The 23,643-nt window shown below is 47.1% G+C and carries 24 protein-coding genes and 1 tRNA gene; 10 read left to right on the top strand and 15 right to left on the bottom strand.

From position 1 onward, the window contains the following. Positions 1-7 precede the first annotated feature (7 nt). From ABRS97_RS04605 to ABRS97_RS04575, 7 genes are all read right to left on the bottom strand, one after another. Positions 8-1,576 (bottom strand): DHA2 family efflux MFS transporter permease subunit, encoded by a 1,569-nt coding sequence (locus ABRS97_RS04605; protein ID WP_367811725.1) that lies wholly within the window; start codon positions 1,574-1,576, stop codon positions 8-10. 12 nt (positions 1,577-1,588) lie between these two features. After that, complete coding sequence (locus ABRS97_RS04600) at positions 1,589-2,236, bottom strand: HlyD family secretion protein (RefSeq protein WP_367811724.1); 648 nt, start codon at positions 2,234-2,236, stop codon at positions 1,589-1,591. Positions 2,237-2,416: 180 nt separating this feature from the next. Beyond that, complete coding sequence (gene racE / locus ABRS97_RS04595) at positions 2,417-3,226, bottom strand: glutamate racemase (protein WP_367811723.1); 810 nt, start codon at positions 3,224-3,226, stop codon at positions 2,417-2,419. A gap of 109 nt (positions 3,227-3,335) precedes the next feature. After that, entirely contained in the window at positions 3,336-4,322 is a 987-nt protein-coding gene (locus ABRS97_RS04590) for a polysaccharide deacetylase family protein (protein ID WP_367811722.1), read from the bottom strand. 88 nt (positions 4,323-4,410) lie between these two features. Further along, a complete protein-coding gene (locus tag ABRS97_RS04585) occupies positions 4,411-4,839 on the bottom strand; it encodes a disulfide oxidoreductase (protein WP_367811721.1) in 429 nt (142 codons plus the stop codon). A gap of 736 nt (positions 4,840-5,575) precedes the next feature. Then, the gene (locus ABRS97_RS04580; protein ID WP_367811720.1) at positions 5,576-6,745 is read right to left on the bottom strand and encodes a glucose 1-dehydrogenase; all 1,170 of its coding nucleotides are present in this window, start codon (positions 6,743-6,745) and stop codon (positions 5,576-5,578) included. A gap of 9 nt (positions 6,746-6,754) precedes the next feature. Further along, a complete protein-coding gene (locus tag ABRS97_RS04575; RefSeq protein WP_367811719.1) occupies positions 6,755-8,791 on the bottom strand; it encodes a glycoside hydrolase family 15 protein in 2,037 nt (678 codons plus the stop codon). 172 nt (positions 8,792-8,963) lie between these two features. On the opposite strand from ABRS97_RS04575, the gene ABRS97_RS04570 reads away from it, so the two are divergent. The 3 genes from ABRS97_RS04570 (at position 8,964) to ABRS97_RS04560 (ending at position 12,759) form a co-directional block, all read left to right on the top strand. Continuing rightward, positions 8,964-9,614 carry a helix-turn-helix domain-containing protein gene (locus ABRS97_RS04570; protein ID WP_367811718.1) on the top strand — a complete coding sequence of 217 codons (651 nt, stop codon included), beginning with the start codon at positions 8,964-8,966 and terminating at the stop codon, positions 9,612-9,614. 113 nt (positions 9,615-9,727) lie between these two features. Further along, positions 9,728-11,539, top strand: coding sequence for a putative bifunctional diguanylate cyclase/phosphodiesterase (locus tag ABRS97_RS04565; protein ID WP_367811717.1), 1,812 nt, complete (start codon positions 9,728-9,730; stop codon positions 11,537-11,539). Between the two features lie 104 nt (positions 11,540-11,643). Then, positions 11,644-12,759: a phosphodiester glycosidase family protein gene (locus ABRS97_RS04560; protein WP_367811716.1), complete on the top strand. Its 1,116-nt coding sequence runs from the start codon at positions 11,644-11,646 to the stop codon at positions 12,757-12,759. A 67-nt stretch (positions 12,760-12,826) separates the two neighbouring features. On the opposite strand, the gene ABRS97_RS04555 is transcribed toward ABRS97_RS04560, so the two are convergent. Both ABRS97_RS04555 and ABRS97_RS04550 read right to left on the bottom strand, forming a co-directional pair. After that, positions 12,827-13,186, bottom strand: coding sequence for a YtxH domain-containing protein (locus ABRS97_RS04555; RefSeq protein ID WP_367811715.1), 360 nt, complete (start codon positions 13,184-13,186; stop codon positions 12,827-12,829). A gap of 24 nt (positions 13,187-13,210) precedes the next feature. Continuing rightward, on the bottom strand, positions 13,211-13,669 hold the full coding sequence (locus ABRS97_RS04550) for a DUF948 domain-containing protein (protein ID WP_367811714.1): 459 nt from the start codon (positions 13,667-13,669) through the stop codon (positions 13,211-13,213). A 187-nt stretch (positions 13,670-13,856) separates the two neighbouring features. Between ABRS97_RS04550 and ABRS97_RS04545 the strand changes: the two genes are divergently transcribed. Beyond that, positions 13,857-14,489, top strand: coding sequence for a bifunctional 4-hydroxy-2-oxoglutarate aldolase/2-dehydro-3-deoxy-phosphogluconate aldolase (locus ABRS97_RS04545; protein WP_367811713.1), 633 nt, complete (start codon positions 13,857-13,859; stop codon positions 14,487-14,489). Positions 14,490-14,551: 62 nt separating this feature from the next. Here ABRS97_RS04545 and ABRS97_RS04540 read toward each other — a convergent pair whose 3' ends face one another. Both ABRS97_RS04540 and ABRS97_RS04535 read right to left on the bottom strand, forming a co-directional pair. Continuing rightward, complete coding sequence (locus ABRS97_RS04540; protein WP_367811712.1) at positions 14,552-15,181, bottom strand: helix-turn-helix transcriptional regulator; 630 nt, start codon at positions 15,179-15,181, stop codon at positions 14,552-14,554. 84 nt (positions 15,182-15,265) lie between these two features. Next, a complete protein-coding gene (locus ABRS97_RS04535) occupies positions 15,266-15,697 on the bottom strand; it encodes a DUF86 domain-containing protein (protein WP_367811711.1) in 432 nt (143 codons plus the stop codon). Between the two features lie 265 nt (positions 15,698-15,962). Here ABRS97_RS04535 and ABRS97_RS04530 point away from each other — a divergent pair, with 265 nt between their 5' ends. Continuing rightward, positions 15,963-17,021, top strand: a complete 1,059-nt coding sequence (locus ABRS97_RS04530) for an acyltransferase (protein ID WP_367811710.1) — start codon at positions 15,963-15,965, stop codon at positions 17,019-17,021. An 18-nt stretch (positions 17,022-17,039) separates the two neighbouring features. On the opposite strand, the gene ABRS97_RS04525 is transcribed toward ABRS97_RS04530, so the two are convergent. Beyond that, positions 17,040-17,705, bottom strand: a complete 666-nt coding sequence (locus ABRS97_RS04525) for a tetratricopeptide repeat protein (RefSeq protein ID WP_367811709.1) — start codon at positions 17,703-17,705, stop codon at positions 17,040-17,042. Between the two features lie 184 nt (positions 17,706-17,889). Here ABRS97_RS04525 and ABRS97_RS04520 point away from each other — a divergent pair, with 184 nt between their 5' ends. Further along, entirely contained in the window at positions 17,890-18,153 is a 264-nt protein-coding gene (locus tag ABRS97_RS04520; protein WP_367811708.1) for a hypothetical protein, read from the top strand. A 48-nt stretch (positions 18,154-18,201) separates the two neighbouring features. Here the strand turns inward: ABRS97_RS04520 and ABRS97_RS04515 are convergent, their stop codons facing one another. Beyond that, complete coding sequence (locus ABRS97_RS04515) at positions 18,202-20,022, bottom strand: SgrR family transcriptional regulator (RefSeq protein WP_367811707.1); 1,821 nt, start codon at positions 20,020-20,022, stop codon at positions 18,202-18,204. A gap of 113 nt (positions 20,023-20,135) precedes the next feature. Here ABRS97_RS04515 and ABRS97_RS04510 point away from each other — a divergent pair, with 113 nt between their 5' ends. Continuing rightward, positions 20,136-20,282, top strand: a complete 147-nt coding sequence (locus tag ABRS97_RS04510) for a hypothetical protein (protein ID WP_367811706.1) — start codon at positions 20,136-20,138, stop codon at positions 20,280-20,282. Here ABRS97_RS04510 and ABRS97_RS04505 read toward each other — a convergent pair. Further along, positions 20,260-20,772, bottom strand: coding sequence for a VanZ family protein (locus ABRS97_RS04505; protein WP_367811705.1), 513 nt, complete (start codon positions 20,770-20,772; stop codon positions 20,260-20,262). The two genes, ABRS97_RS04510 and ABRS97_RS04505, sit on opposite strands and share 23 nt — an antisense overlap. 16 nt (positions 20,773-20,788) lie before the next feature. After that, the gene (locus ABRS97_RS04500; protein WP_367811704.1) at positions 20,789-21,076 is read right to left on the bottom strand and encodes a hypothetical protein; all 288 of its coding nucleotides are present in this window, start codon (positions 21,074-21,076) and stop codon (positions 20,789-20,791) included. A gap of 307 nt (positions 21,077-21,383) precedes the next feature. On the opposite strand from ABRS97_RS04500, the gene ABRS97_RS04495 reads away from it, so the two are divergent. From ABRS97_RS04495 to ABRS97_RS04485, 3 genes are all read left to right on the top strand, one after another. Further along, positions 21,384-21,459, top strand: a tRNA-Ala gene (locus tag ABRS97_RS04495). 132 nt (positions 21,460-21,591) lie between these two features. Beyond that, on the top strand, positions 21,592-22,065 hold the full coding sequence (locus ABRS97_RS04490) for a MarR family transcriptional regulator (RefSeq protein WP_367811703.1): 474 nt from the start codon (positions 21,592-21,594) through the stop codon (positions 22,063-22,065). Between the two features lie 156 nt (positions 22,066-22,221). Next, the gene (locus ABRS97_RS04485) at positions 22,222-23,457 is read left to right on the top strand and encodes an MFS transporter (protein ID WP_367811702.1); all 1,236 of its coding nucleotides are present in this window, start codon (positions 22,222-22,224) and stop codon (positions 23,455-23,457) included. The last annotated feature ends 186 nt before the right edge of the window (positions 23,458-23,643 follow it).

Below are 23,643 nucleotides of genomic sequence, written 5' to 3'. Positions count from 1 at the left end.
GCCGAATTTATTTGGCTGGTTCGACGGCGATCTCCGTATGAGGGACAGTTAAGCTTTGCGGATTCTTCTTCGGGTTCGAAACAAAAAAAGAAAGCACCAGTGAGAAGGCAGCAAACAAAGTTGCGATCACAAATGCATCATTGATCCCCTTGATCGTGGCCTCTTTCATGGCTAACCCATACAGCGTTGAAACCGCAAGCGACTGTCCCGACTGAATGGGAATGCCTGCTGCCGCCGCTATCCCAGCGCTTAATCCTTGCAGCAAATCCACAATTTGCGGCTCGCTTGTCGTGATATTATTTGCATAATCGCCCATATGCACAGTCGTTCTTGATGTCATCACCGTAACGAGCAAAGCTGTTCCTATGGACGCAGCAATTTGCCGAATCGTATTCGACATGGCCGTGGCATGAGCATTGAGATTGTGCGGGATCTGATTGAGGCCCGCCGTTTGTACGGTCATCATAATGAGCGACATACCGAAGCTGCGGACCGTATACAACATAATAATATGCGAATAGGTGCTTTCTGAAGTCAGTTTACCGAACTCCCAAGTTGCAAAAGTGGTAATGATAAGCCCAACTATCGCTAATGGACGCACGCCGATCCGGTCGAACAGAGCGCCGGAAATCGGAGACATGACTCCCATCAGAAGCGCCCCCGGCAGCATCAACAATCCGGACTGGAGCGGTGTAAAACCGCGTATATTCTGGAGATAAATCGGAAGCAGGATCATCGCTCCAAACATCGTTAAATTGATTGCGGCTCCGATAATCGTCGTTAATGTAAAAATATTGTATTTAAATACACGCATTTCGAGGAGCGGCTCGTCGACCGTGAATTCCCGCCATACGAATGCCGCCGTAAAAATTGCTCCGAAGATTAAAAATCCGATAACAGTGAAGCTTCCCCACCCTTTGCTGCCCGCTTCGCTAAACCCGTACAATAATCCGCCGAATCCTAAAGTTGAGGTGAGAGCTCCCCAGCCGTCAAACTTCGGATTTGTCGGTTTAATAATATTGGACATATAGCGGAAGCCAAGCACAACAGCTAATGCGCCAAGCGGAATGACCATGATAAACAAAATCCGCCAGGAGTAATTTTGCACAATCCATCCCGCAAGTGTCGGCCCAAGGGCTGGAGCGAACATCATCACAATGCCCATTGAGCCCAAGGCTGCACCTCTTTTTTCCGGAGGAAACACGGTCAGAAACACACTCATGATAAGGGGCATCATGATTCCCGCACCGCACGCTTGCAATACACGACCGAGCAGCATTAGCGTGAAATTCGGGGTAATCGCACATACGACAGAACCGACCGTGAAAACAGACATCGCCAACACGAACAAGTTTTTGGTCCCAAAGCTTGCTATCAAATAAGCAGATATAGGGATCAGTACTCCGTTAACAAGCATGTAGGCCGTGGACAGCCATTGGGCCGTTGTCGCTGAGATATTAAAGTCCGTCATCAGATGCGGAAGCGCAATATTAAGCAGCGTCTGATTCAAGATGGTAATAAATGCCCCCAGCATCAATACGGTCAGCGTTCCCCCAATCGATTTTTGTTGTTCCATCCTTCGACCTCCTTAGATATGGATACGGACCTTTACACTCATTCCAGGGGCCAAGGCGACGCCTTTATACCCATCAAGCACCACGGTGACTGGAAGCACCTGCGCTACCTTGGTGTAGTTGGCATTTGTATTGGAGGAAGGCATAAGGGAGAAAGTTCCCGTTGTGGCAAGTCCAATTTTATCCACTTTACCGCTTAGGATCGTGCCAGGAAACGCATCTACATACACATCAACGGTTTGCCCTGTTTTGATATTGTTGTAACTTTTCTCTTCAATGTTGGCCGTGACCCACAAATTGTTCAAATCATAAGCGCGTGCCAGTATAGCACCTGCGGAAACAAATGAATTTGGGACCACAGACTGCTGCACGATAGTAGCACTTGTCGGAGCTTCAATATCTATCTTGCTCGCAGTAGGCTGCCCAATCAGCATTACACTGCCTATGCGGTCTCCCGAGGAAAATGCTTTGCCAATTTGGCCATTCCAATCCGTGAGCTTTCCTGATGCCGTTGCTGCAATTGTTACCTGCTGACCATCAATATGCGCATTATCGGTACTTATGAAATTAGCAGACTGGTTGTAATAGTAGGCTGCGGTTCCCAAACCGGCAAGGATGATTAAGATGACGATTACATTGATAAGAACCATTTTACTGTTCATAGTTGGCCTCCAAATTAATTTAATTTATCTATATTTTGATTAGTACAGCTGTTTTATATGCATGCCTTTTCCTTTTGCAGACACTCTCATTCCAATTTATCGGCGCTCATCATATGTAACCGATCACATTCACCTGAACGCAAAAAAAGACCGAGCAAGCTGCTCGATCCAAATTTGCTATCATACAATATTAGGTACCTGCCAGACGACAGGTGTAATGGATATTTGCTCTTTCAACCATGAACGGGCAATGTGCTTAAACAAGCCAGGCTTGCCGCTGCAAAAAAATTGATGCACAGGCAGTACCCCCGAATCCGCTAGCAATTCATGGTGATACAGAATGGTGCTGATCTCACGTGCTGTTTCATCGGCTGAGGAGATCAGCGTAACGTCCGGTCCCATAACACGGGATATCTCATGTTTCAGGAACGGATAGTGGGTACAGCCCAAAATTAAACAATCCATGGGCTTGCCAATCAGTGGTCGCAGCGATTGTTCAACGATATCATACGCTACGTCGGAGTCGTAGAGCCCCTTCTCTACCAAAGGAGCAAGCAGCGGGCATGGCTCGCTGACGACTTGGATACCCGGTGAAATCTTCCGAAGCGCATGCTCGTAAGCGCGGCTCCGAATCGTTCCTTCCGTCCCTATGACACCGACAACGCTGCTTCTTGTCGTTTTGATTGCTGCTCTCGCTCCAGGAGAAATGACGCCAAGAACAGGAATCCTGACACTTTCTCGAATATCGTCAATCGCTACGGCTGTTGCCGTATTGCAAGCGATGACAATCATTTTGGGGTTGAATTGAGTTAAATAATTGACAATTTGCCGAGTAAAGTTGCGTACTTCATTTGCAGATCGGGGACCGTAAGGGCTTCGGGCAGTATCCCCGAAATAGATCACTTTTTCTTGCGGAAGCTGTCTCATGACTTCTTTAACTACAGTTAATCCTCCAACTCCGGAGTCCAATACGGCTATCGCCTGCTGCACAACTATACGCTTCCTTTGCCGATTAATGAATAACGGAACCACATGGTTAGAATATGAACGCCCAAGCTCAAATGTACCTAGGTGTTTGTCTCAGATTTCGTCCGCAATCCTACTTTTGGGGCTGAAGCTCATTCACAAGTCCGAATTCATAACCTTTCTTCTTAATCTCTTTACAGATGCGATCCAGTGCCTGCATATTTTCCTCAGAACCTTGGTGCATCAAAATCACATTACCTTCGTGCAAATTGTTCATAATGTCATTATACGGATCCTCCGCGCCGTTCTTCCTGGGTTCCCAATCCCTCATTGCCGTGGACCAGAATACGGACGTATATCCCATCTCAGAAACTAAGCTAAGATTATGCATATTGTAGCTGCCAAATGGAAAGCGGAAGTACTTTTCTACATCTTTTCCTGTCATTTTCTTGTACATCTCTTCGAAATCCGTAATTTCCTTCTTAATCTGCTCATCCGTCATCTTATTAAAATCCTGATGCGTCATCGTATGATTCGCGATGAAATGGCCATCTGCCACAAGACGCTTCAAGTAATCCGGGTTTTTCTTAATATTGTTGCCGGAAATAAAAAAATTCGCTTTAACGCCATTGTCTTTAAGCGATTTAAGCATGAGATCTACCTCGATGAGCGGTCCGCCCGCGTCAATAGTGAGGTATACCTTTTTGCCAGTACCTACCCAAACGGCTTTCTGATCCCCTGTGAAGGATTTGGTCTCCTTCGGAAAATCAGGCACTTGCCCTGTTTTTTTCTTCATGTAATACCATGATAATGGGGTACGGTCTCCCGTTGACGGCTTGCTTGTGGAAGCAGGCTTCGTCGAAGCGGCAGGCTGTGCCGTAGGATGCGGCTCCATACTGGACGCAGGCGCAGCCGTTGGCGTCGGTATAGGTGGAACCGTTGGTTTCGGAGTTGGTGTTGCCGGGACGCTGGTCGCGCGAGGAGTTGCTGCTGCGGTCGCCGCTGCAGTTGCGCTTGCTCCCTTTTCGGATGATGTCGATAGCAGATTCTTGTCTGCACAGCCGATCAATGTTGCGCTCAGGACGATCAGCAGTGCAGCGCTTTTAGTTAATGGAGTCATGCCAGCACCTCGTCTTTTCAATGAATACTCTCGTACTCATTTCGACAGTGCCAGACAAATTACCTGCTTGTCCACGAAGGGGAAGAACTTATTTCGTAGCCCGATAAGTCAAATATTGTAGAATGGTGATCAAGATAAATGCGGTGCCAGCAAGCATCGGGATGGTAAGAAAGCTTAAGATGCCGGGCAGATCCAAGTAATCCACATCGCAAGGAATAGGTCCGCAAGCCGTCGCATCTTCATGGAAAACGCCGGACTGAAGCAGGACGTGATAGATGGATATACATGCGCCCCAAATCGTCATGGGCAGCACATAGATCGTTAGCTTATAGTCACGCCGGACGGCTGCAATACCTAATAGAATCACGAGCGGATACATCAAAATTCGTTGGTACCAACATAATTTGCAAGGCAAGAAGTGCAAAATCTCCGAAAAGTATAAGCTTCCGAGCGTAGCGACAAGTGCAATCAGCCAGGATACGTGCATTCCATTATTTTTGAACCATTTTTTTGACATGCGTGTTCGTCCTCCCTTTCCCCATTATTATAGAAAAATATAGAAAAGATGTATAGCCCGCATTCTCAGGAAAGGTTAAAGAGAAACCTGAGGTTGTGCCTCAGGTTCTCGTCTAAACCCATACGTCCAGGCATGTGGAGGGACTTGGGTATGGTTGAGTATGGGGTTCCAACCGCTGTTAAAGTCGTGTTCCTTGACTGGATAAGGTGGTGCGAACACGACTTTAAAGGCGGACGCTATCGCTTTTCGCCCCGCACATTTTCCGGGTACATTTCGCCTCAGTAAGCTTCGCAAGAAAAACGAGGAGGTACTGCCGGATCGCCTATTCACTAAGCACAGCGATATCCACGGAACTACGATGCCTTATTCCACGAAAACGCCCCCTTAATCCCCCTGAAGCGGAACTAGGGTGCGTTAAATCAGCGAAAATGTGCCTGCAACCCCACTAAAAGCCAGCATGTCCTGCTCATAACGCACGGTAGTTCCGCGAAATGTCCCTGCAACCGAAAATACCGACTCGTAACGCACCTACGTTCCGCTCACCCGTGCAAAAAGACGATCTCCCACAGATCAAGGCGGAATCTAAATACTCCGAACCGCTGTGACACTTCCGTATCTTCCACGTCCACCCTGTCAAATACTCGTACCACACGATGCATGTGGAATCTCTCCTCCCTGTGAGCTCGCCACACACAATCCTGACGACATTTAAAAAAAGAAACCCCAAAAGGGGTTCCTAGACCGAAAAGCTATATTCGACTTCTTTCGATTGCTTCACGAGCTCACGCCACTGAGAAGCCGGAACCATATCTACGACCGCTTTGATCGCGATGCTCTTGAAATCCAGCTTCAGCACCGCTTCCAAATCCATCCGATTGGTGATTACTCGGGCCAACCAGCCGGGATAAAGCTTCTCCATCTGTTGAAGACGGTAGATGGCGGTTTCGAAATCTTTGCGCGACGCGTTCACAGAGCCGATCACGCACTTGTTCTCCAGGACCATGCTCTGATTGAGCATGTCCGAAGAAATCTCCAGCCTCCGATCGGCTGGAGTAACGCCAAGCAGCGCCAGCACACCGTTGGGCGCTAGCACCGACATTGCCTCGAAGGCTAGCGGGCTGAAGCCCGTACATTCGAGGATGAAATCCACCGGCTTGCCGAGTCCATCGGCATAAGCCGTCAAGGTCGAGGCAGTCCCCGCTGCGCCGGACTGCTGATAGGAGGCGCCGCACGCACGCACAAGCTCCGCTTGTAAGCTGTCTGGCGGCGCCATGGACCATACTGCCGCGTCCAGCCCCAGAACCCGGCAAGTAATCGCGGCAAGCAAACCGAGCGGCCCTGAGCCCAGAATAAGGGCCGTACGCGGCTCCCAGATCAGCCGTTGCTGAACACGCAGCACCTGATCCCACACCTTTTCAACAATACTTTGCGGTTCCACCAGCATGCCAAGCTCCAGCAAAGAAGACGGCACTTGAACCAAATAACGGGCTTCCTCCTTATAATATTCAGAGAGAAATCCGTGAGCCCCCTTAATCCCCCGCTCTACATAGTCGCCCGTTTGACAGAAATCGGCGTGCCCATTCCGACAGTTCACGCAGCTCTGATCCTTGCACGGCCGTCTGACAATTGCCGTAACCAGATCCCCTGGCTGGAGCCCGCTTTCGCCTCCTGCCTCTGTTACGACGCCAAGAGACTCATGGCCCGTCGTGAGTTCATCCTCATCTACTGGTGGAGTCCCGTACTTGTCTTGCAAAATTTCTCTGTCCGTCCCATCAAGACCGACAGCCAATACACGGACTAACACTTCCTGTGGATGCCCAATGACCGGTTGTTCCACATTTTCCAGAGCGATGAACGGATTTCCCTGCCTTAGCTGTTTGATTCGAATTGCCTTCAACGGCTCCATCTCTCCCTTCTAACGGCTTACTGGCTCTAGAACCTTCGCCTCGCTGACATCAACTTTTTGCGCAGAGCCTCCCGAAGTAAGAACCTTCAGTTTAGATAAATATTCTTGGGTAACTTTAATAAACGAAGCATGCGACCAAGTTAGAGGGGATACCGACATCGGCTCTCCTGTGAAGGGGTGAACCTGCTCAGCCATCACGCCCGAAGGCAGCGCATGCTGGATCGCCCAGCGCATGAGGTTCTCTGCATCCGTTAGATCGTTTGCCGTCTTCGCAGATGCAATGAGCCACTCTGCATACCACAAGGTGCAGATAAACCACGGGTTACCGGGAACTTTTGCAATGTCATTCGTCACTTGATGGTAATAGTCGTTTTGATAACGAGCTATTCCTCCAATCGCCGTATGCACCCACAAAGTGTCCTTCAGAGCTTGCATAGTTGCAACGATCCGGGGATCTTCCAAAGCAAACAGGCCAAAATCAAACAAAGCGTACATGCTCATATCGAGCGTATAGTCCGGCACATAGGTTTGTTTGTCATAGTCCCAGTAGAGTGCTCTCAGGAAACGCTTGTGCTCTGGGGCGTAAAGCTGCTGTTCAGCGGCTTTCTTAACCTGAACGGCTGTATCGGCATAATAAACCGCGCGCGCTTTATCTCCGTGATACTCAGCGAAACGAGCCGCCGCCACGAGCCCCGCATACACACTAGCTACTGTAAAAGCAAATACACCATACCGTTCTTCCCACAAATCATAAGAGGGCAGCGGCAAACCGGATGCATCGCGATAATGCACCACGAAATCAGCCGCAGGCTTGACCAATTTCTCATAATCTTCACGGGACTGATCAAGCGTACCCGCAAGCTTACGATGATGCCACAGCGCATATAAGACGAGTGCCGTCTCATCTTCCTGAATCGCGAGCTGCTTAGTGCCCTGCACATTTACCCAGGGGTGCCAGCTTGAACCTACGGAACCATCAGGATTGTATTTATGCATAAGATACCCTTCCGGGGTCAAAGCCTTCGTACAAAAATCGAAAAACTTCCGGGACAGCTCGTAGTAACCGGCACGGTCCAAAGCATGCGACACTAATGCGCCGTCGCGGGGCCACATATAGGAGTACGAATCCTTGGCAAATTTCAAAATATCGGAATCGTTCGCCGCAATAATCGCTCCCCGATTGTCCAGATTTGTTCTTGTGATCAGCAAGCTTCTCTTGTAAAATAAAGCCAAATCTGTTTTCAGCAGCGACAGCTGATGCTGATCGCGGTTTACCCATTTCACCCAGTGATCATGGGTTCTCTGTAACATGGCTTGCGGAGTCGACTTTCGAAGCTGCAGCTCCAACTGCTCGACTTCCTGTTTATTCCGGCCAAAACAGATCCAAAACCACGCTTCCTTCGTGCTTTTGGGAGGCAGCGTCACCGTTAACTCGATCACGCCGTCGACCGAGCCTTGCGCAATCGGATTGCCGCCAAGATGACCATCCGCAGCATCACGCCACGTCCCTTCAAGGCCGTTTATTCCCTTTTGGCCTGTTGCATAGCCGCTCATCTTCACCTTGCCCTCATCGGGCGAGAGACAAGATAACGACAGGTAACGGTGCCCTTTGTAAAAAATAAGCGAATTCAACTCCGGATCAAAATAGATCGTATCCCCAATGCCATTCCCATAAATTTGCAAATCAAGATGAAAGTACAATTTTATTATTCGTTCCTTATCCCATCGGTTTTCCAATCTGACTTTACGCAAAAACACATTGTGCTGAACATCAACGCCATCTCTAATAAGGAGCTCCAAACCCAATCGTTCATGGGTGCACGTGGCATTGGTAACAAGAGAATCTTCTAAGTAACCCAAGCTTCGGGACACCTCCGAATCGTCAATCCAGAAGAATCCTTCCTCGCACCAAACGCCAAAATGTGAAAGATGATCGCTAGATTGATTTTCCTGACCTACTAAAGGGAAGTACATGTCACGAATATTATAAGCAGCATCAAAATTGATGAGTACATTCCCATTTCCAATGGGTAAATCTCTTGCCATGCGATCAGCCTCTTTCCAAGAATATGAACCTATTTTTCCAAATTAAAAGCTTATCTATGCATTTCTTGCTGACTGCGCTGGCAAATGAGGTAAATGCCGCCAATAAAGCCATTTACATTTTCATTTTTCTGAAAATTCGTTTACAATATGAGCAATGGAGGGATACGTGATTATGCAGCAATTAGAAGGATTCGGTAAATTTTTGGAGAGCTTGCGAGGCAAGATGTCCTTGCGAGAAGCAGCCCATAAAAGCGGACTTTCGCATGCCTATATTCGAGACCTTGAATTAGAGCGGAACCGTTCCACGAATGAGAAGATCAAGCCATCCCCAGTCACGCTGAAAAAGCTGTCGGATGCATACAATTATTCCTATACGGAATTGATGGAAAAGGCGGGTTATCTTGAAAAAGAGGACATGCACCATACAGAAGTGCCCATTCCTGTTCAGGAAGTTCTATTTATAGAAGTTAGCATGAAAGAAATTACCTATCATACCCACTTAAACCGGTTGAACAGAAGCGTGAATTCTTTAATTGATTTCAGCAATTTTCTCGACAAGCTTGAGGAACAGGGCTTTAAGAAAATGGATGCCGACTTGTTTGTAAACCTGACCTATGTGCAGAAATATGTTGAAAAAGAAGGCAAATTATTTTTTGATTCCTTAGGTCTCGGCAAATATGTCGTTATTGCGGCTATTCGGCAAAAAAAATATCATGAGCTTATTATTCGCAGCGTAGCCAAGAATACAGGCATGAGTCTCAACTATCAATTCGATCGTCAAGGACCTGAACCGTTATTTTCCACATTAAAACGACAGATCTAATCAGGAAATATGCCCAATTTCGGCAACATTCGACATTTTTCGCTTGATTGGTAAACATTTGTATAATAAAATGTTAAAATATGTTTACCTTTCGCACTGATGGAGCTGATCGAATGTCGCAGAAAATCCCTGTTACCCGTGATGGAAAAAAAGGATCTCCTATTTTGCTTATCGACGCTCATAAAATCGTCAAGATTGTTAAGGATCTTTATCGCGGCTATTTGATCCACACGAGAGAACATCAGTATTATCTGAACACATCGCCGACTGGCATCGAAGAATGGCTCTATGAAGAAGGCTTCCGGCTTGTCGATAGTTCGAATCTCGTCAATATGAATCAAGTTAAAGCCTACGATGCGGACAAAGGCATCCTTTATTTAGGCGATCCTGCCGACAAGAAGTCGAAGACAGCGTCTGCGGCACGCATTCATCAGAAGCACATCGAGAGTATTTTAGCCATCTTACAGACTTCTGCTGCTGCAGATGTATTCAAGGGCATTCCCAAACAAAACGATATACAACCTCCTTCATTCGTCATGAATGAGGATAGAGATTATTCCAGATCCTTTGCCACGATTCGGGCAATTAGCGCCAAGCGCATCGCTGAAGAGCAGCTTATACACATGGCCTACCACGACTCGCTGACGAATCTGCCGAATCGTCTACATTTTCAGGAACATCTCAAACAGTCCTTCGAGCATGCATTTGCCTCGCAGACGCAGCTTGCCGTTCTGTTCGTTGACTTGGATCGCTTCAAAATCATTAATGATACGCTCGGCCATCATGTCGGCGATCAATTGCTTCAGCACGTTGCAGACAAGCTTTCCCAGTGTGTTGGATCTGTTCATATGGTAGCCAAATTTGGCGGAGATGAGTTCATTATTCTCATGCGCGACGTCAAACAAGTTGAAGAGGTGCTCGCTTTAGCCGGAGACATCCCCCATTACTTGAAGGAAGCTTTCCATTTTGAACAACAGGAGCTGTACATAACAGCCAGCGTGGGCATTGCTTTATATCCGCGTGACGGAGATGATGTCCAAACCTTGATTAAAAATGCCGACACAGCCATGTACAAAGCCAAAGAAAAGGGTGGGAACACCTTCCAGCTCTACCATCCGGAAATGAGCATGCGCTCCCTGCATCACCTGACGATGGAAATTGAGCTGCGCAAAGCGATCGAACGGGAACATTTCATGGTGTATTATCAGCCGCTTGTCGATCTCTCCACCGGTACCATTTTTGGCACGGAAGCCTTGGTCCGTTGGCAGCATGCCGAATGGGGCATGGTATCGCCCGGCGAATTTATACCTCTGGCCGAAGAAACGGGCCTCATTTTACCGCTTGGAAACTGGGTGTTACTCCAAGCCTGCAAGCAAAATGCGCAATGGATGAAGATGGGGCTGCCACCGCTATGCGTATCTGTCAACATTTCAGTCAAGCAATTTATGCAGAACGGGTTTGTGCAACAAATCGAAAGTGCGCTGGCCTCCTCCGGGCTCTCGCCAAACTTGCTCTGTTTGGAAATTACAGAGAGTGTCGCTATGAATAACGTCACGGTCATTATAGACACGCTGGACAAACTCAAGCAGTTAGGTGTGCAAATATCGATTGACGACTTCGGAACGGGATACTCCTCCCTGAGCTATCTCAAACGGTTCCGTGTACATACGCTGAAAATAGATCAATCCTTCATCCGGGATGTGACAACGGATGAAGATAATGCAGCCATCGTAACCGCGTTAATTGCGATGTCGAAGCAGCTTAAAATGAAATCCTTGGCAGAAGGCGTTGAAACCTTGGAGCAGCTGCAATTTCTAAGGGAACGAGGCTGCAATGAGATCCAAGGCTACATTTTCAGCACGCCGTTGCCTGCCGAAATGTTTGAACATATGATCGCTGAAAACAAAATGCTATATCCTCATTGACGAAAAAGGAAAAAAGTTCAGCGAAATCTGAAACTTTTACTTCCTTTTTTTCGTTTATGTAAAAGGATTGTTACCCTGATTTGGAGAGGAATGGTTGCGCATATATGGCTTCACAGCAAACTGCTTCTCAACTGCCTCCTCGTCAAAACTTCAAAGCAAAGCGGAAAAAATCCGCTGGCATGCGTTTCGTACTCGTTTCGATTCTTATGTTTACGCTGCTAGCTTTGTTATCCTTATGCTGGTTTTTCCTGACTTCATCCGGAACGAATCTGAGACTGATGATGGCCGATACCATCATAGCAACCCAACATCGCGATTGGGCCAAATACTTGATAGGTTCAGAGGAATTGCAGAAACGTGTAGAAGCATATTGGAAAAAGTTTGATGAAATGGGCGTTGAGAAAGACAAAGGGTTAGTGGAGATTGAAAAAAAGTCTTCCGTACAAGCCCAAGCGAAAAAAGAACTCGTCAAAATCGATCCCATCTCCGGCACGAACTTCAAGGGCTACTTGGTTACGATTTCGGATCCTAAAAAAATCAGAATCGCTGTACCGGAGAAAGCCGGTAAAGGAGAGAAGGTCTCCTCCATGGTGAAACGGACCGGTGCGATTCTCGGTGTGAATGGCGGCGGATTTATCGATCCGAACTGGGAAGGGAACGGCTTTCAGCCTGAAGGTGTCGTCATCTCCGGAGGCAAAATTTTTTATAACGACAAGGGCATGAATGGCAGCGTCCAAGTAGTCGGTATTGATAAAGAGGGACGTATGATCGCGGGCAAGTACAAAGTTTCCGAGCTTGTGGACATGGGCGTTCAGGAAGCGGTATCGTTCTCTCCGCGCTTTATCGTGAACGGTGTCGGCCAGATCAAGAGCCAGGCCGACGGCTGGGGCATCGCTCCCCGCACCAGCATGGCGCAAACAAAAGATGGCTCGATCCTTTTCTGCATCATCGACGGCAGACAGAAACATAGCATTGGGGCCACACTCTATGATGTGCAGCAGATCTTCCTTGCTCATGGCGCCGTGACAGCAGCCAATTTGGACGGAGGCGCCTCGACAGTTCTCGTTCACAACAACGAGATCGTCAACAAGCCTTCCAGCGAATGGGGCGAACGTTATCTGCCCACAGCTTGGCTTGTCTTCGACCACCCGGAAACCGCCAAGATCAAAAATATTTGGGAAGGGCTCGATATTCGTAAAATCGACCCGTCCAAGTGGTGATTGAAAAACGCAAGCTTCTCGATACCTCCGAGAAGCTTGCGTTTCTTATTATCGATATGAATTAGACTTAGCGATTTCCGATAATAACCAGATCTTCAGCCGCTTCAGAAGCTTCCAGTTGATCGATCGACTCGTCGCCTTTTTTCCAGGAACGAACCGTTTCAACTACGCTAGAAGCCGTATCTTTCGCTTTGCCAACCAATTCGGAAGTTTGGGTGCTTACTGTTTTCGCGACATCCTGCGTTTTTTGCGTGACAGCGCCTGCGATTTGCAAAGTTTTATCACTTACGGCTTGCGCCCCCTCAGCGATGTCGCTTCGCAGCTCGCGCCCTGATTTTGGCGCAAACAATAGCGCTGTTGCCGCTCCCAAAACACCTCCGATAATCGCTCCAATAAGAAGATCTTTCCCTTTTGTTTGATTGGACATATGAATCCACTCCTTTAGAGATAATCAATCAGACCCTTTGGTGTCTGATTTGGCATTCTTGTGAGCCTGCCATCTTTGCCACAGTTCGAACCCGGTCGTTGCCCATTCCATGGCATCCTGCAATCGTTTCTGATGGGTATGCACGGTCTTTTCCGCACCCTGAATCGATTGATGGAGTACCTTTGCCGCCTTGCGAAGAACAGAAGCGACATCCCCTATAGCTGCTCCTGCCTGCTCTACAGAGTGAAAACAGGGCTCTAGCACCCGCACCTGTGTGTGCACGTCCTCTGTGAGGCCTTCTACGCGCTCCAACAGCTGCTCTGTCATCTTAGCCGTTTGTACGACGCTATGCGATGTTAACGCAATCGCTTCATTCATTTGACGCAGTGAATGCTTCACCGCAATTAACAAACGTACAGTAAAGACGACAAGCACGATAAATGCGCAAGCAGCGCTGACCGCGCTAAGCTCCATCCATGTCATGACCGGCACCTCCTTCGGTTTCACGCCTGGGCTGATGGCTTCTTTTTCTAACTTCTTCTAGACGAATGCCTATGAATTAGTACAGTATAAGTAGCTGCGGCTCGTCTTGACACAAAAAGGGTGGAAAAATTTCGAGGACCTGTCATAATGAAAATCAAAATGATGATTTGAAACTGTGGAGGCTATCATGAACCGTGAACAAGGACTTAAAGAAATCGAGCGCACGCGCATTGTAGCTATTGTCCGTGGCGTTAAAGAAACACATATCGCATCTGTCGCTCAAGCGCTTCACCAAGGCGGTATAACCGTGATGGAAGTGACCCTGAACACGCCCGGCGCACTGCGAATGATTAGTGAACTGCAGAGCCAATTCGCTGATCAAATGTATATTGGTGCCGGTACCGTTCTGGATCTGGACGATGCGAAGAAAGCCGTGGAAGCCGGCGCTGCTTTTCTGGTCACGCCAAACATGGACGAGGAGGTCATCCGCTGGGCGAAAAGCGAAGGCATTCCGATCTTCCCTGGGGCAATGACCCCAACGGAGATCGTCAAAGCCTGGAAAGCTGGAGCGACTGCGGTCAAAGTATTCCCAAGCGCGAGTCTGGGCATCGCCTTCATCAAGGAACTGATGGGCCCGCTAGACCACATCCCGATGATGGCCGTAGGCGGCGTAACGGAAGAGAACATCAAGCAATTCCTAGACATTGGCTGCTACGGACTAGGTATTGGCGGCTCCTTAATTAATGTGAAAGAAATCGAAGCAGGGCGCTTTGAATGGATCACCGACAAAGCGGCTCGACTTCTCGCGGCTTCCAAATAGGAGATCTCGCTCCCTTGTAAAAAAATAAGCCATCTCCCCCAGGAAGAACCTGCGGAAGATGGCTATTTTTGACTGATCCTATATACGCATTTGTTGCCGCCCTTGGCCAGACATTCCGTCCGGTCCACGTGCGCATCAAGCAAATTTTGAAACAATGTTAACTCACAATTGCACGCTTGCTGGAACAAATTGGCCACCTGTGTGATCGGGCAGTTGTGCTCGCTCAGGATATACTCACCTTCTCCCAGCTGCGACCACTCCACCATGTAGCCATTCTCGTTCTGAATTTGCGCCAGTTCAGCCACGCGCTCCTCCAGATTTCTCGCTTTCATTCGAGATTGATACCGGAGTTCCAGCTTCTCTTGCCTACGCTCAAACAGGTGATCGATCTTCTCATGTCCTTCGTCTTCCAGCAGCTCTCCCAGCAAATCCATCGTCAGCTGCATGTATTTTTTGGGGAACAATTCATCCGCCAAAGGTGTCAATGAATAGGCATTTGAAGGTCTGCCCATCGCTTGGCGAACCAGAGTAGCATCCAGCATGCCATCCTTCTCGAGTGTGTTAATGTGGCGTCTTACCGCCATTTCCGTAATTCCGAGCTGCTTCGACATGTCATGGACACTTAGAGGCCCTTGTGTTTTGAGCATGGAAAGGATCACTTTACGCGTGGACATCTCAAGTTCATGAATCATAAGCTCACCTACCCTCGGAACTGTCATTTAGTCTCATTTTACAGCATCCGATAGAATAAGTAAATTAAACAACAACTATGTATGTTATTCCATTTCCTTCTTAATGAATGCTCTTACACTGCCAGCAAACTCTTGGAAAGCAGCAGGAAGCTTAGAAATCAGGGGATGCAGCTCCGTGCGATTCCAGCTTACGAACTCCTGAACGAGCGGCTTGCGCAGCCTCACAAGCTGAAGTAAGGTCTCCGTCAATGTTTCCGAGTAGGCGCCCTCTCCGTGCACAATTTCGACAATATCCTCATAACTGCTAGCGTCTCTTAAAATAAAAGCATCGATTAATAAGCTGCCAACATCGGTAACTGTTTCAATCCCAAGATGAAGCACTCTTTCCTGAGCCATCTGCTGAATGAGCGCGGAATCGCCCTGACCCCAGTGCTCCTCAAGCTGCTTACACGAAAGTGCCAATTCATCCAGAAACTGAATTCTTTGATCGATTTGCTCATGATTAATAAAATACATGGGGCTATCTCCGTCCTCTTTTTCTCCATTTCGTCCATATCATCATGGCAAAGAACGTCACGATGACCAAAAAAATCAGCAAAACTGCCTGCATCACATACTCATAACTCACGTCAGTCACCCTCTTGATTTACTCTTCATTCATTCTCCTAACCAGTTTATCGCTATGACATGGGAGCGTCAAGCATGCCGCGCTCTAGCAGCTCTATTGTTCTCTCCTATCATTCATGATAAAGTGGACGAATGAAAAAGGAGAAGAATGATTGTGCAGAAACGTCCCAAAATACCGGAAATTGACTTCGTAAGAGCCATTGCCATCCTGGCTGTTCTCTTGATCCATGGCACGTCCACAGCCACTTTACTCACTGTGGGAAGCGCCTCGCAAGCCATCTTTTTCACCCTCAACCGCGCTTGCTTGTTTACGGTTCCCGTGTTTATATGGATCAGCGGCGTCGTACTCTTCTATAACTATTACGATCATTGGGAGCCACGAACCTCATTCGTTTTTTGGGCGAAAAGGTTGCGGCGCATTCTCATTCCCTACTTGCTGTGGTCCGTTTTCTATTATTTCTATAATCAGCTCATGTTCCATGGCAGAATCGACCTGGACGCCTTTTATTTATTCAAATTGCTCTTGTCCGGCAATGCGAGCTACCATCTCTATTATATGGTCATTATCGTGCAGTTCTATCTCTTGTTTCCAATTGTCATGACGGCTGTCCGCAAATTTCGATGGCTCAGGCAAGGTTTGATTCCACTAGGGCTCAGTATCCAGGCAGCTTCATACTGCATCAATCATTGGTTGTTTCCCATACCGGAGTACGCTTCCCTGTTTGCCAGCTACTCCGCACTCTTTGCGTTCGGGGCTTTCATCGGCATTCACTATGCTTCGATGATTGCATGGACAAGCAGAAATAAGCTATGGATCTGGTTAGTGCTTATCCTAGGCGGGGTCTCCTTTGTCGGCATGCTGCTGCTGCACCAGTACAGACTCATAGCCTTAGAAAATACGTGGTTCGAGCTGGCTCTGCTCCTCTACTGTTTCGCTGCCGCGCTTTGCCTTGTCGAGTGGGGACAGCGGATATTCAAGAAGAGCTCTCCCCTCAGAGCGGCAATGACGGGCTTAGGCGCCGCCTCGTTCGGCATCTATCTCGTTCACCCTGCCCTCTTAACGCTGTGGGATCGCCTCAAGCCCGTTCAGGAACAGCTCATGCTGTACGATCTGCACACTGCTTCTTCGATCCCCTTCGGGCTGTTCGGCTCCTGGCTGCTGGTCATGCTCTATCGCAGCGCTAAGAAAAAAGGCAAAGCAGCCGCTTTTTAAACGGAGCTTTGCCTTTTTTCATTTAAACCGCGCTAACAATGCCCAGCGACGCTGCTGTCTGCGGCTGTAACGGGGCAAGCCGCGATGGATGTCCAGCGCTTCACGATAAGCGCGCTTAGCCTCTTCGCCGCGACCAAGCTGCTGATACAGCTGGCCAAGACGATAGTAAGCTTCAACCGATGAAGAATGCACATCGCGAAACTGCTCCATATACGTTACCGCTTTCTCTGCCGAAACAGCGGCTAACGCTTCACCGAGCCGTAAATACGGCTCGCCATATTTGACCCTGGGATTCAGCTCGATCGCTTTGAGCATAAAGCTCTCGCCTCTTGGCAAATCCCCTAATTTCAAGCAGCATAAGCCGATTTCATAATGCACATCTGCCGAATCCTGCATCATATTCAGCGATTGCTCCAAGTATGGCAGCGCTTCGCTGTATTTTTTGCGCTCAATCAGAATTCTTGCAAGCTCCAGCTTGGCTGAGGTGTTATGGGGGTTAGCGTGCAGATCCTGGCGAAGCCTTGAGGCCTTGCGGCTCAGTTGAAACGGTCTAAATATATTTGGCGTTAACCCTACAAATCTGCGATCCAATACATACAGGATGACAAGTAAAATAATAAGGGCAATAAACGGATTGCCTGTAAGGCGCCATAGCAATCCAAATGCAAGCAGCTTGGTAAGCAAGTTGAATCCTCCTTCAATCTCTCAGTATGTCGCTCTGCCTCCCCTATACTACCATATTTTACATGCATTGGTCATCCTTCTAGCGAGTCAGTCGTTATTTTTCATATCCAATGCTATAATGAAATGAAAAACTGATCCTACGTTGCCTGTTTAATTGGCGCGAAAAATTTGAAGGAGATTCCGCATGAGCGATCCGCGTAAAGAGATTTGGCACAAAAGAAAACAACTGGGAAGATCCAAGTACTTGATTCTTTTCGGCTTATTGCCTTGGGGCATTGGACTTACTGTCCTTTTCGGCCTTGTTGAATTCATTAATTTTAACGAGATGAACCCGATATGGATACCGATTCGTCTTATCATCTTCTTTTTTGTAGGCTTTTTCATCGCGAATGCCCGTTGGATGTCCATGGAGCGTCGCTACGAGCCGTCCAGCCAGCAACGACCTTAGGGTCGTTTTTTCGATTTTGGCATATAAAATAGCGTGCAAATGGATTTATCAGCGGCTTGGCGCAAACCATATATTCCGAAAGTCGACCCAGCCCAGATCATTGATGCTTACACCTTTTATCGAGTGGTGATACGTTGTCTGAAGGGAACGGTGAAGAATGAATAGAAACGATTTCTCTTCCTGCAGCACATCAACAAGGTCATTCAGCTTGGCAATCCGTTCTTGCTGACTTGGATTCGCTAGAAGAAGCTCTACTTCCCGATCCATCCAGCTCTGTAGTTTATCGTTAAGATGAGCGCGTACATAGCTATTGCTTTGCTTAAGCGTCTGTACAATATGAAGATCATAATCGCTTTCCATGCAAATGTGATAAAAGATAAGATCAGCACACGCGATCGTCTCCTGCTTCATCATGTCTGATTTGCTTCGGGTCACAACATCAACCGTTATTCCTGCTTTCATACACTGCTCCGCTATCCAGGCCGCGTCCTCGCTATTATTGCTGTAGATATACATGCACAGCTTTTCGCCCTTATACCCAATCTCCTTTAACAAGCGCTGCGCTTTGTCTATATCCGCTCGATTAGGTGAGGCTCCGATTGACGCACTTGGCAAAAAGCTGGTCGCCGGCGCTTCCCGAAAACCTCCAAGCTCAGCAATCATTTTCTCTCTGTCGATAATCAAATCAACCGCTTGGCGGAATTGCCGGTGCTGCTGCGGTCCTTTTTTATTCATATTAAACGTAAGCAAGCTGCATCCGGTGACCGATTGTTCGATTTGCTGCCATTCCGACTCTTTTCCCACAGCCCCTACGGGCACTTTGGAATGTGTTTGATCTAACAAAACTTGAACCATATCCCAACTGGGACCGACCTCTGACAGATCCTGCGGAAGCAGCCAAATTTCCACTTGATCCAAATGCGGCCTGACCCCGAAATAGTCGTCGAACGCGCGGAGCTTGCATATATAGTCGTCATTGCGCTCCAAGCGAAACGGTCCCGTTCCAATCGGCATATTGGCAAATATAGACTCGTTATCCCTGCATATGTCCTCAGGTACGATTGACATTGAGGTATGGGACAACTGCTGGAGGAAGAGAACATTCGGATGTTTCAACTCGATAGCAATCGCGTTACGGTTCAGCACGATCATCGCCTCGATGCTTTCCGCCATCCACCCTTGACAAGCAACAGTTCCAAGCTCCTTCAATCGAGATAACGAGTAGTAGACATCATTAGCCGTCATCTCTCTACCGTGATGAAACAGGACACCTTTACGCAAATAAAAGGTATAGTGCAGTCCATCCTCACTGATTTCCCAATAATGGGCTAAATGCGGCTCTACGACTTGCGTATTCGAATTATACAAAACCAAAGTATCGAAGATTTGCCCCGTCAGATGGCAGTCAAACGCAAAAAAAGAACACGCCGGATCCAGACTCACCAGCCATTGATAGACCGGAAAGCGCAGCGTATCCTTGAACCTCTCCTCATGCTCATCTGCACGGTAACCGAAATAGCTGAACAACCACTCGATGAATGAATCTTGCAGCCCTTCCGCATGACCCAGATGATGAATGAGTTCAATCGTTCCTTTGTAGTCGCCTTTGGCGGCAAGCTCCATAGCTTGCTTCGATATCATTACTTCTGCAGAAACGTGAAAAGTCAGCTCGGACGCATTGCCTCTGCCCCGTCCAGGTTTCCAGCTAATCCATTCCTGCTCCGCCATTCTCTTCAGCAGCAGCTTCACATTGCGGGTACTGCAGTATAATCTTTCTGCCAATTCCTCTAGTGTTATGCGCTGCGGATGATTTTCCACACCGTGTTCAAAGCCAGATCTTAGCTCTAAATAATGGGTTAAAAGCTGCATGTTGCCTTCCTTCCAAGAAAAGGGGAAATAGTTAAAGTAAATTATACTCTTTTTGTTCCCCTTATTCTAGCTGTATGCTAGGAGCAACAGGAAAAGAAAGGAAGGCGATCGGCATGCAACCATCTGACATCTATATGTCCGAGAAGCTGATGCAATGGCAGCAAGAGGAAATTCGGAAAGAAGCACGCGAGATGTGGAAATGGAAATCGGTAAAAAAACGGAAAGTGTATATACTGCTTACAAACTTGTTCTTCTTCTAACCTTGGATCTAATGAAGAGTCCGAGGAGAACGATAATGATGGCAAGTACCATGCCAATTGTATCGATCGCAACATCGACCGCATGACCGGTCCTGCCTGAAACAAAGGTTTGATGCCATTCATCCGTAATCGCATAGAGCACCGAAATGATAAAGGAGGTGACCAGTGCCATGACAACTCTCATGGGTTTCGCCAGCAGCGTCAAGCACCAGAGCAGGGCTAGAATAGCGTATTCGCTAACGTGCCCTGCTTTTCTTATGAAGAATTCGATTAATCCGATGGGGTCCTGCCATGAGACCAGATCATGATCGTAAGCGAACTCCCAATGCGGTATGCTGTTTGTTAATTCCATACCATGAAACCACGACGATAACAACGGTCTCAGACTCTGCTGCTGATACGACTCCGCCGATTTGAAAAAAATAACCGCCATCCACAGGAGGGCAGCGGCCAATAACACATAATAACGCGTTGTAGATCCTTTGCGCATCTCTCAATCAAACTCCCTATGGATTCAATTTCTTCCGGATACTAAATAAAGCGAAAAACTCAAGCACCATAACATTGACTGAAGCTATTCCATAAAAGGCCATTCCGAACATCATCCGGAAACCTGCCGGACTCACTGACTTCCACCAGCATACAGCAGCTAGCGTCAGCACGATATTCAACGCCGTCGATACCCAGAATGAGAGCCCCAAACGATCCGTTTTTTTCATCATCCAAACGCCTAATAGAAATGGCAGAGCGCAAGCTCCCCCCAAATAAAGCCAGTACAACACATTGTCCGACACTTCCCGTCACTCCCAAACAAGAACTTCTAATGATTATATTAGGTTAGCATGAATGCGTAGTTGAAACAACGTTTCGTAGCGGCTTGCAACAGAATCGTCAATTGAAATCGGTCGTATGAGACCGCCGGTATTTTTCTGTTGGGCAGGGCTTGATCACGATGAACAATTCGTGTATAATACGAAAAGTCGACATTATACTTGGGGCCTTAGCTCAGCTGGGAGCACACCATGTAGCATTGAGACAGCCAGAGGAAGTAAGAATTGAATACCAGCATCATGTAATCCATTTCCTTAATTGGAAATATATGGGGAATTAGCTCAGCTGGGAGAGCGCATCGCTGGCAGCGATGAGGTCAGGGGTTCGAGCCCCCTATTCTCCACCAACACCTAACACAAACGGCAGAGATGCCGTTTTTTTGTTTCCTATAAATAGGATAACCGCGGAACAAGGCCAATTTCATTTTAAAAATAATTATTTAATTTTGTTAGTGCTAGAGCGGGTGGGAGGACAGGTTATGAACAAAGAAGATCAGGTTATAATGGGTTTCAGGGACTTATATAACAAGATGGTTTGGCTCAATAAGGATAAGATGGAAAACAGTCTAAAGGGTTATAAGTCTTCTGAAGTCCATTGCATCGAATACATTGAAAAAAATGTAGATTCCAACGTGACACAACTTGCGGAATCTTTTTATATGACTCGCGGTGCCATAAGTAAAATAACTAAGAAGCTCATAGAAAAAGGCCTTATCGAAAGCTACCAGAAGTCGGATAACAAGAAAGAAATCTATTTTAGGCTTACTGAGCAAGGGAAAGTCATTTATAAAATCCATGAGGACCTGCACAAAGAGTTTCAAGAGCGGGATAAAGCCGTATTTGAGCAGGTAACTGAGGAACAATTTGACAGTATGCTAGGCTTCTTGGACACGTATAGTAGGCATTTGGATGCAGAAATAAAGAAACTGGGTATAGATGTGAAGTCAGAATAAATTTGAATAATGAAAATGAAACCACAGGCAGCCGGGCTCTATTGAGAACGGGCTGCTTTTTTATTGTTGTTATTTTGTTGACAGGGAAACAATAGTGCGATACGATAACTTTGTTTCCAAGGAATCAAAATGATAGCTTTTGAGGAGAGATTTTAAATGTCCCGATTTAGATCACACAATGAACAGAACACAGAACAAACCATAGATAAACACGCTTTACTATTCGGTCTTATCTCTGTGTTTCTTTGCGGAATAGGCTTCAGTATCCTAGCACCTGTCGTCCCATTCTTAGTGCAGTCTTATACAAGCAATCCAGGAGAACAAGCTATCGTTGTTACGCTGCTGACCTCTGTTTATGCTCTCTGCGTGTTTTTTGCGGCCCCCGTACTTGGAGCTTTGAGCGACAAATATGGCCGTCGGCCATTGCTTTTAGTATGCCTTTTGGGTTCCGCAATCGGGTACTTCTTTTTTGGCATAGGAGGAGCTCTATGGGTATTATTTGCTGGGCGTATAATAGAAGGTATAACAGGCGGGAGCATAGGCACGATCTTCGCCTATTTTGCAGACATCATTCCTCCAGAACAGAGAACCAAATACTTTGGATGGGCGAGTGCAGCTGTAGGTGTAGGCACCGTCATTGGCCCAACGCTAGGCGGTTTATTTGCCAAGTTTGGTTATACTGTACCCATGTATTTTGGAGCCATTATAACTTTATTGAATGTTGTTTATGGATTCTTTTTTATGCCTGAGAGCCTTGACAAGAAGAATAGACTGAATGAGATAACCTTTGTTAGACTGAATCCATTTACACAGCTTGCTAACGTGCTTAACATGAAAAACTTAAAAAGGCTATTTGTCTCAGCGTTCTTACTTTGGATACCCAACGGGTCTTTACAGGCAGTTTTTTCACAATTTACAATGGATACTTTCAATTGGAAGCCTGGACTAATCGGACTTATGTTTTCAATTATTGGCTTTCAGGACATCATTTCACAAGGTTTCATCATGCCAAAGCTTTTAATAAAACTTAGTGATAAACAAATCACAATTCTTGGAATGGCCTCGGAGATTATAGGCTACAGTCTTATTGCAGCGTCTGCTTTGTTCTCATTCTATCCTCTTTTAATCGTTGGCATGTTTATATTTGGTTTTGGTGATTCGATCTTTGGGCCTTCATTCAATGGGATGCTCTCCAAGTCTGTCGCTTCCAGTGAGCAAGGAAGGATTCAAGGAAGCAGCCAATCTATTCAGGCTTTAGCAAGAATAATTGGGCCAGTCATTGGAGGTCAAATCTATGTATCACTTGGTCATGCCGCCCCCGCTTTTATGGGTATGATCCTTATTGCAGCCGCGATATCAGTTTTATATAAGAGAACGCATGTAAATATGTAAATAGCAAACTTAGTGACATCCTCTAGGCTCCATAAAGAAAAAGGTGAGCTTAGAGTAACACTTGATGAGCGATTGGCAGCGATGGAGTCAGGGGTTCGATCCCCCTAGCTCCACCATCCCCTGAGATTCACCATAATTGACCTTAAAACCGACTTGATGTCAGTTTTCTTCTTCGAGCCGATTTCG

It is taken from the genome of Paenibacillus tabacirhizosphaerae (assembly GCF_040812395.1).
Lineage (GTDB): Bacteria > Bacillota > Bacilli > Paenibacillales > NBRC-103111 > Paenibacillus_E.
Note: the sequence above shows the minus strand (reverse complement) of the source record. Positions and strands in the feature narration are given on the sequence as shown.

Bases quoted from the DNA above. Each gene is read 5' to 3' on its own strand.
- ABRS97_RS04605 (WP_367811725.1), bottom strand. From the start codon at position 1,576: ATGGAACAACAAAAATCGATTGGGGGAACGCTGACCGTATTGATGCTG.
- ABRS97_RS04600 (WP_367811724.1), bottom strand. From the start codon at position 2,236: ATGAACAGTAAAATGGTTCTTATCAATGTAATCGTCATCTTAATCATC.
- ABRS97_RS04590 (WP_367811722.1), bottom strand. From the start codon at position 4,322: ATGACTCCATTAACTAAAAGCGCTGCACTGCTGATCGTCCTGAGCGCA.
- ABRS97_RS04585 (WP_367811721.1), bottom strand. From the start codon at position 4,839: ATGTCAAAAAAATGGTTCAAAAATAATGGAATGCACGTATCCTGGCTG.
- ABRS97_RS04580 (WP_367811720.1), bottom strand. From the start codon at position 6,745: ATGGAGCCGTTGAAGGCAATTCGAATCAAACAGCTAAGGCAGGGAAAT.
- ABRS97_RS04575 (WP_367811719.1), bottom strand. From the start codon at position 8,791: ATGGCAAGAGATTTACCCATTGGAAATGGGAATGTACTCATCAATTTT.
- ABRS97_RS04570 (WP_367811718.1), top strand. From the start codon at position 8,964: ATGCAGCAATTAGAAGGATTCGGTAAATTTTTGGAGAGCTTGCGAGGC.
- ABRS97_RS04565 (WP_367811717.1), top strand. From the start codon at position 9,728: ATGTCGCAGAAAATCCCTGTTACCCGTGATGGAAAAAAAGGATCTCCT.
- ABRS97_RS04560 (WP_367811716.1), top strand. From the start codon at position 11,644: ATGGCTTCACAGCAAACTGCTTCTCAACTGCCTCCTCGTCAAAACTTC.
- ABRS97_RS04555 (WP_367811715.1), bottom strand. From the start codon at position 13,186: ATGTCCAATCAAACAAAAGGGAAAGATCTTCTTATTGGAGCGATTATC.
- ABRS97_RS04550 (WP_367811714.1), bottom strand. From the start codon at position 13,669: ATGACATGGATGGAGCTTAGCGCGGTCAGCGCTGCTTGCGCATTTATC.
- ABRS97_RS04545 (WP_367811713.1), top strand. From the start codon at position 13,857: ATGAACCGTGAACAAGGACTTAAAGAAATCGAGCGCACGCGCATTGTA.
- ABRS97_RS04540 (WP_367811712.1), bottom strand. From the start codon at position 15,181: ATGATTCATGAACTTGAGATGTCCACGCGTAAAGTGATCCTTTCCATG.
- ABRS97_RS04535 (WP_367811711.1), bottom strand. From the start codon at position 15,697: ATGTATTTTATTAATCATGAGCAAATCGATCAAAGAATTCAGTTTCTG.
- ABRS97_RS04520 (WP_367811708.1), top strand. From the start codon at position 17,890: ATGAGCGATCCGCGTAAAGAGATTTGGCACAAAAGAAAACAACTGGGA.
- ABRS97_RS04515 (WP_367811707.1), bottom strand. From the start codon at position 20,022: ATGCAGCTTTTAACCCATTATTTAGAGCTAAGATCTGGCTTTGAACAC.
- ABRS97_RS04510 (WP_367811706.1), top strand. From the start codon at position 20,136: ATGCAACCATCTGACATCTATATGTCCGAGAAGCTGATGCAATGGCAG.
- ABRS97_RS04505 (WP_367811705.1), bottom strand. From the start codon at position 20,772: ATGCGCAAAGGATCTACAACGCGTTATTATGTGTTATTGGCCGCTGCC.
- ABRS97_RS04490 (WP_367811703.1), top strand. From the start codon at position 21,592: ATGAACAAAGAAGATCAGGTTATAATGGGTTTCAGGGACTTATATAAC.
- ABRS97_RS04485 (WP_367811702.1), top strand. From the start codon at position 22,222: ATGTCCCGATTTAGATCACACAATGAACAGAACACAGAACAAACCATA.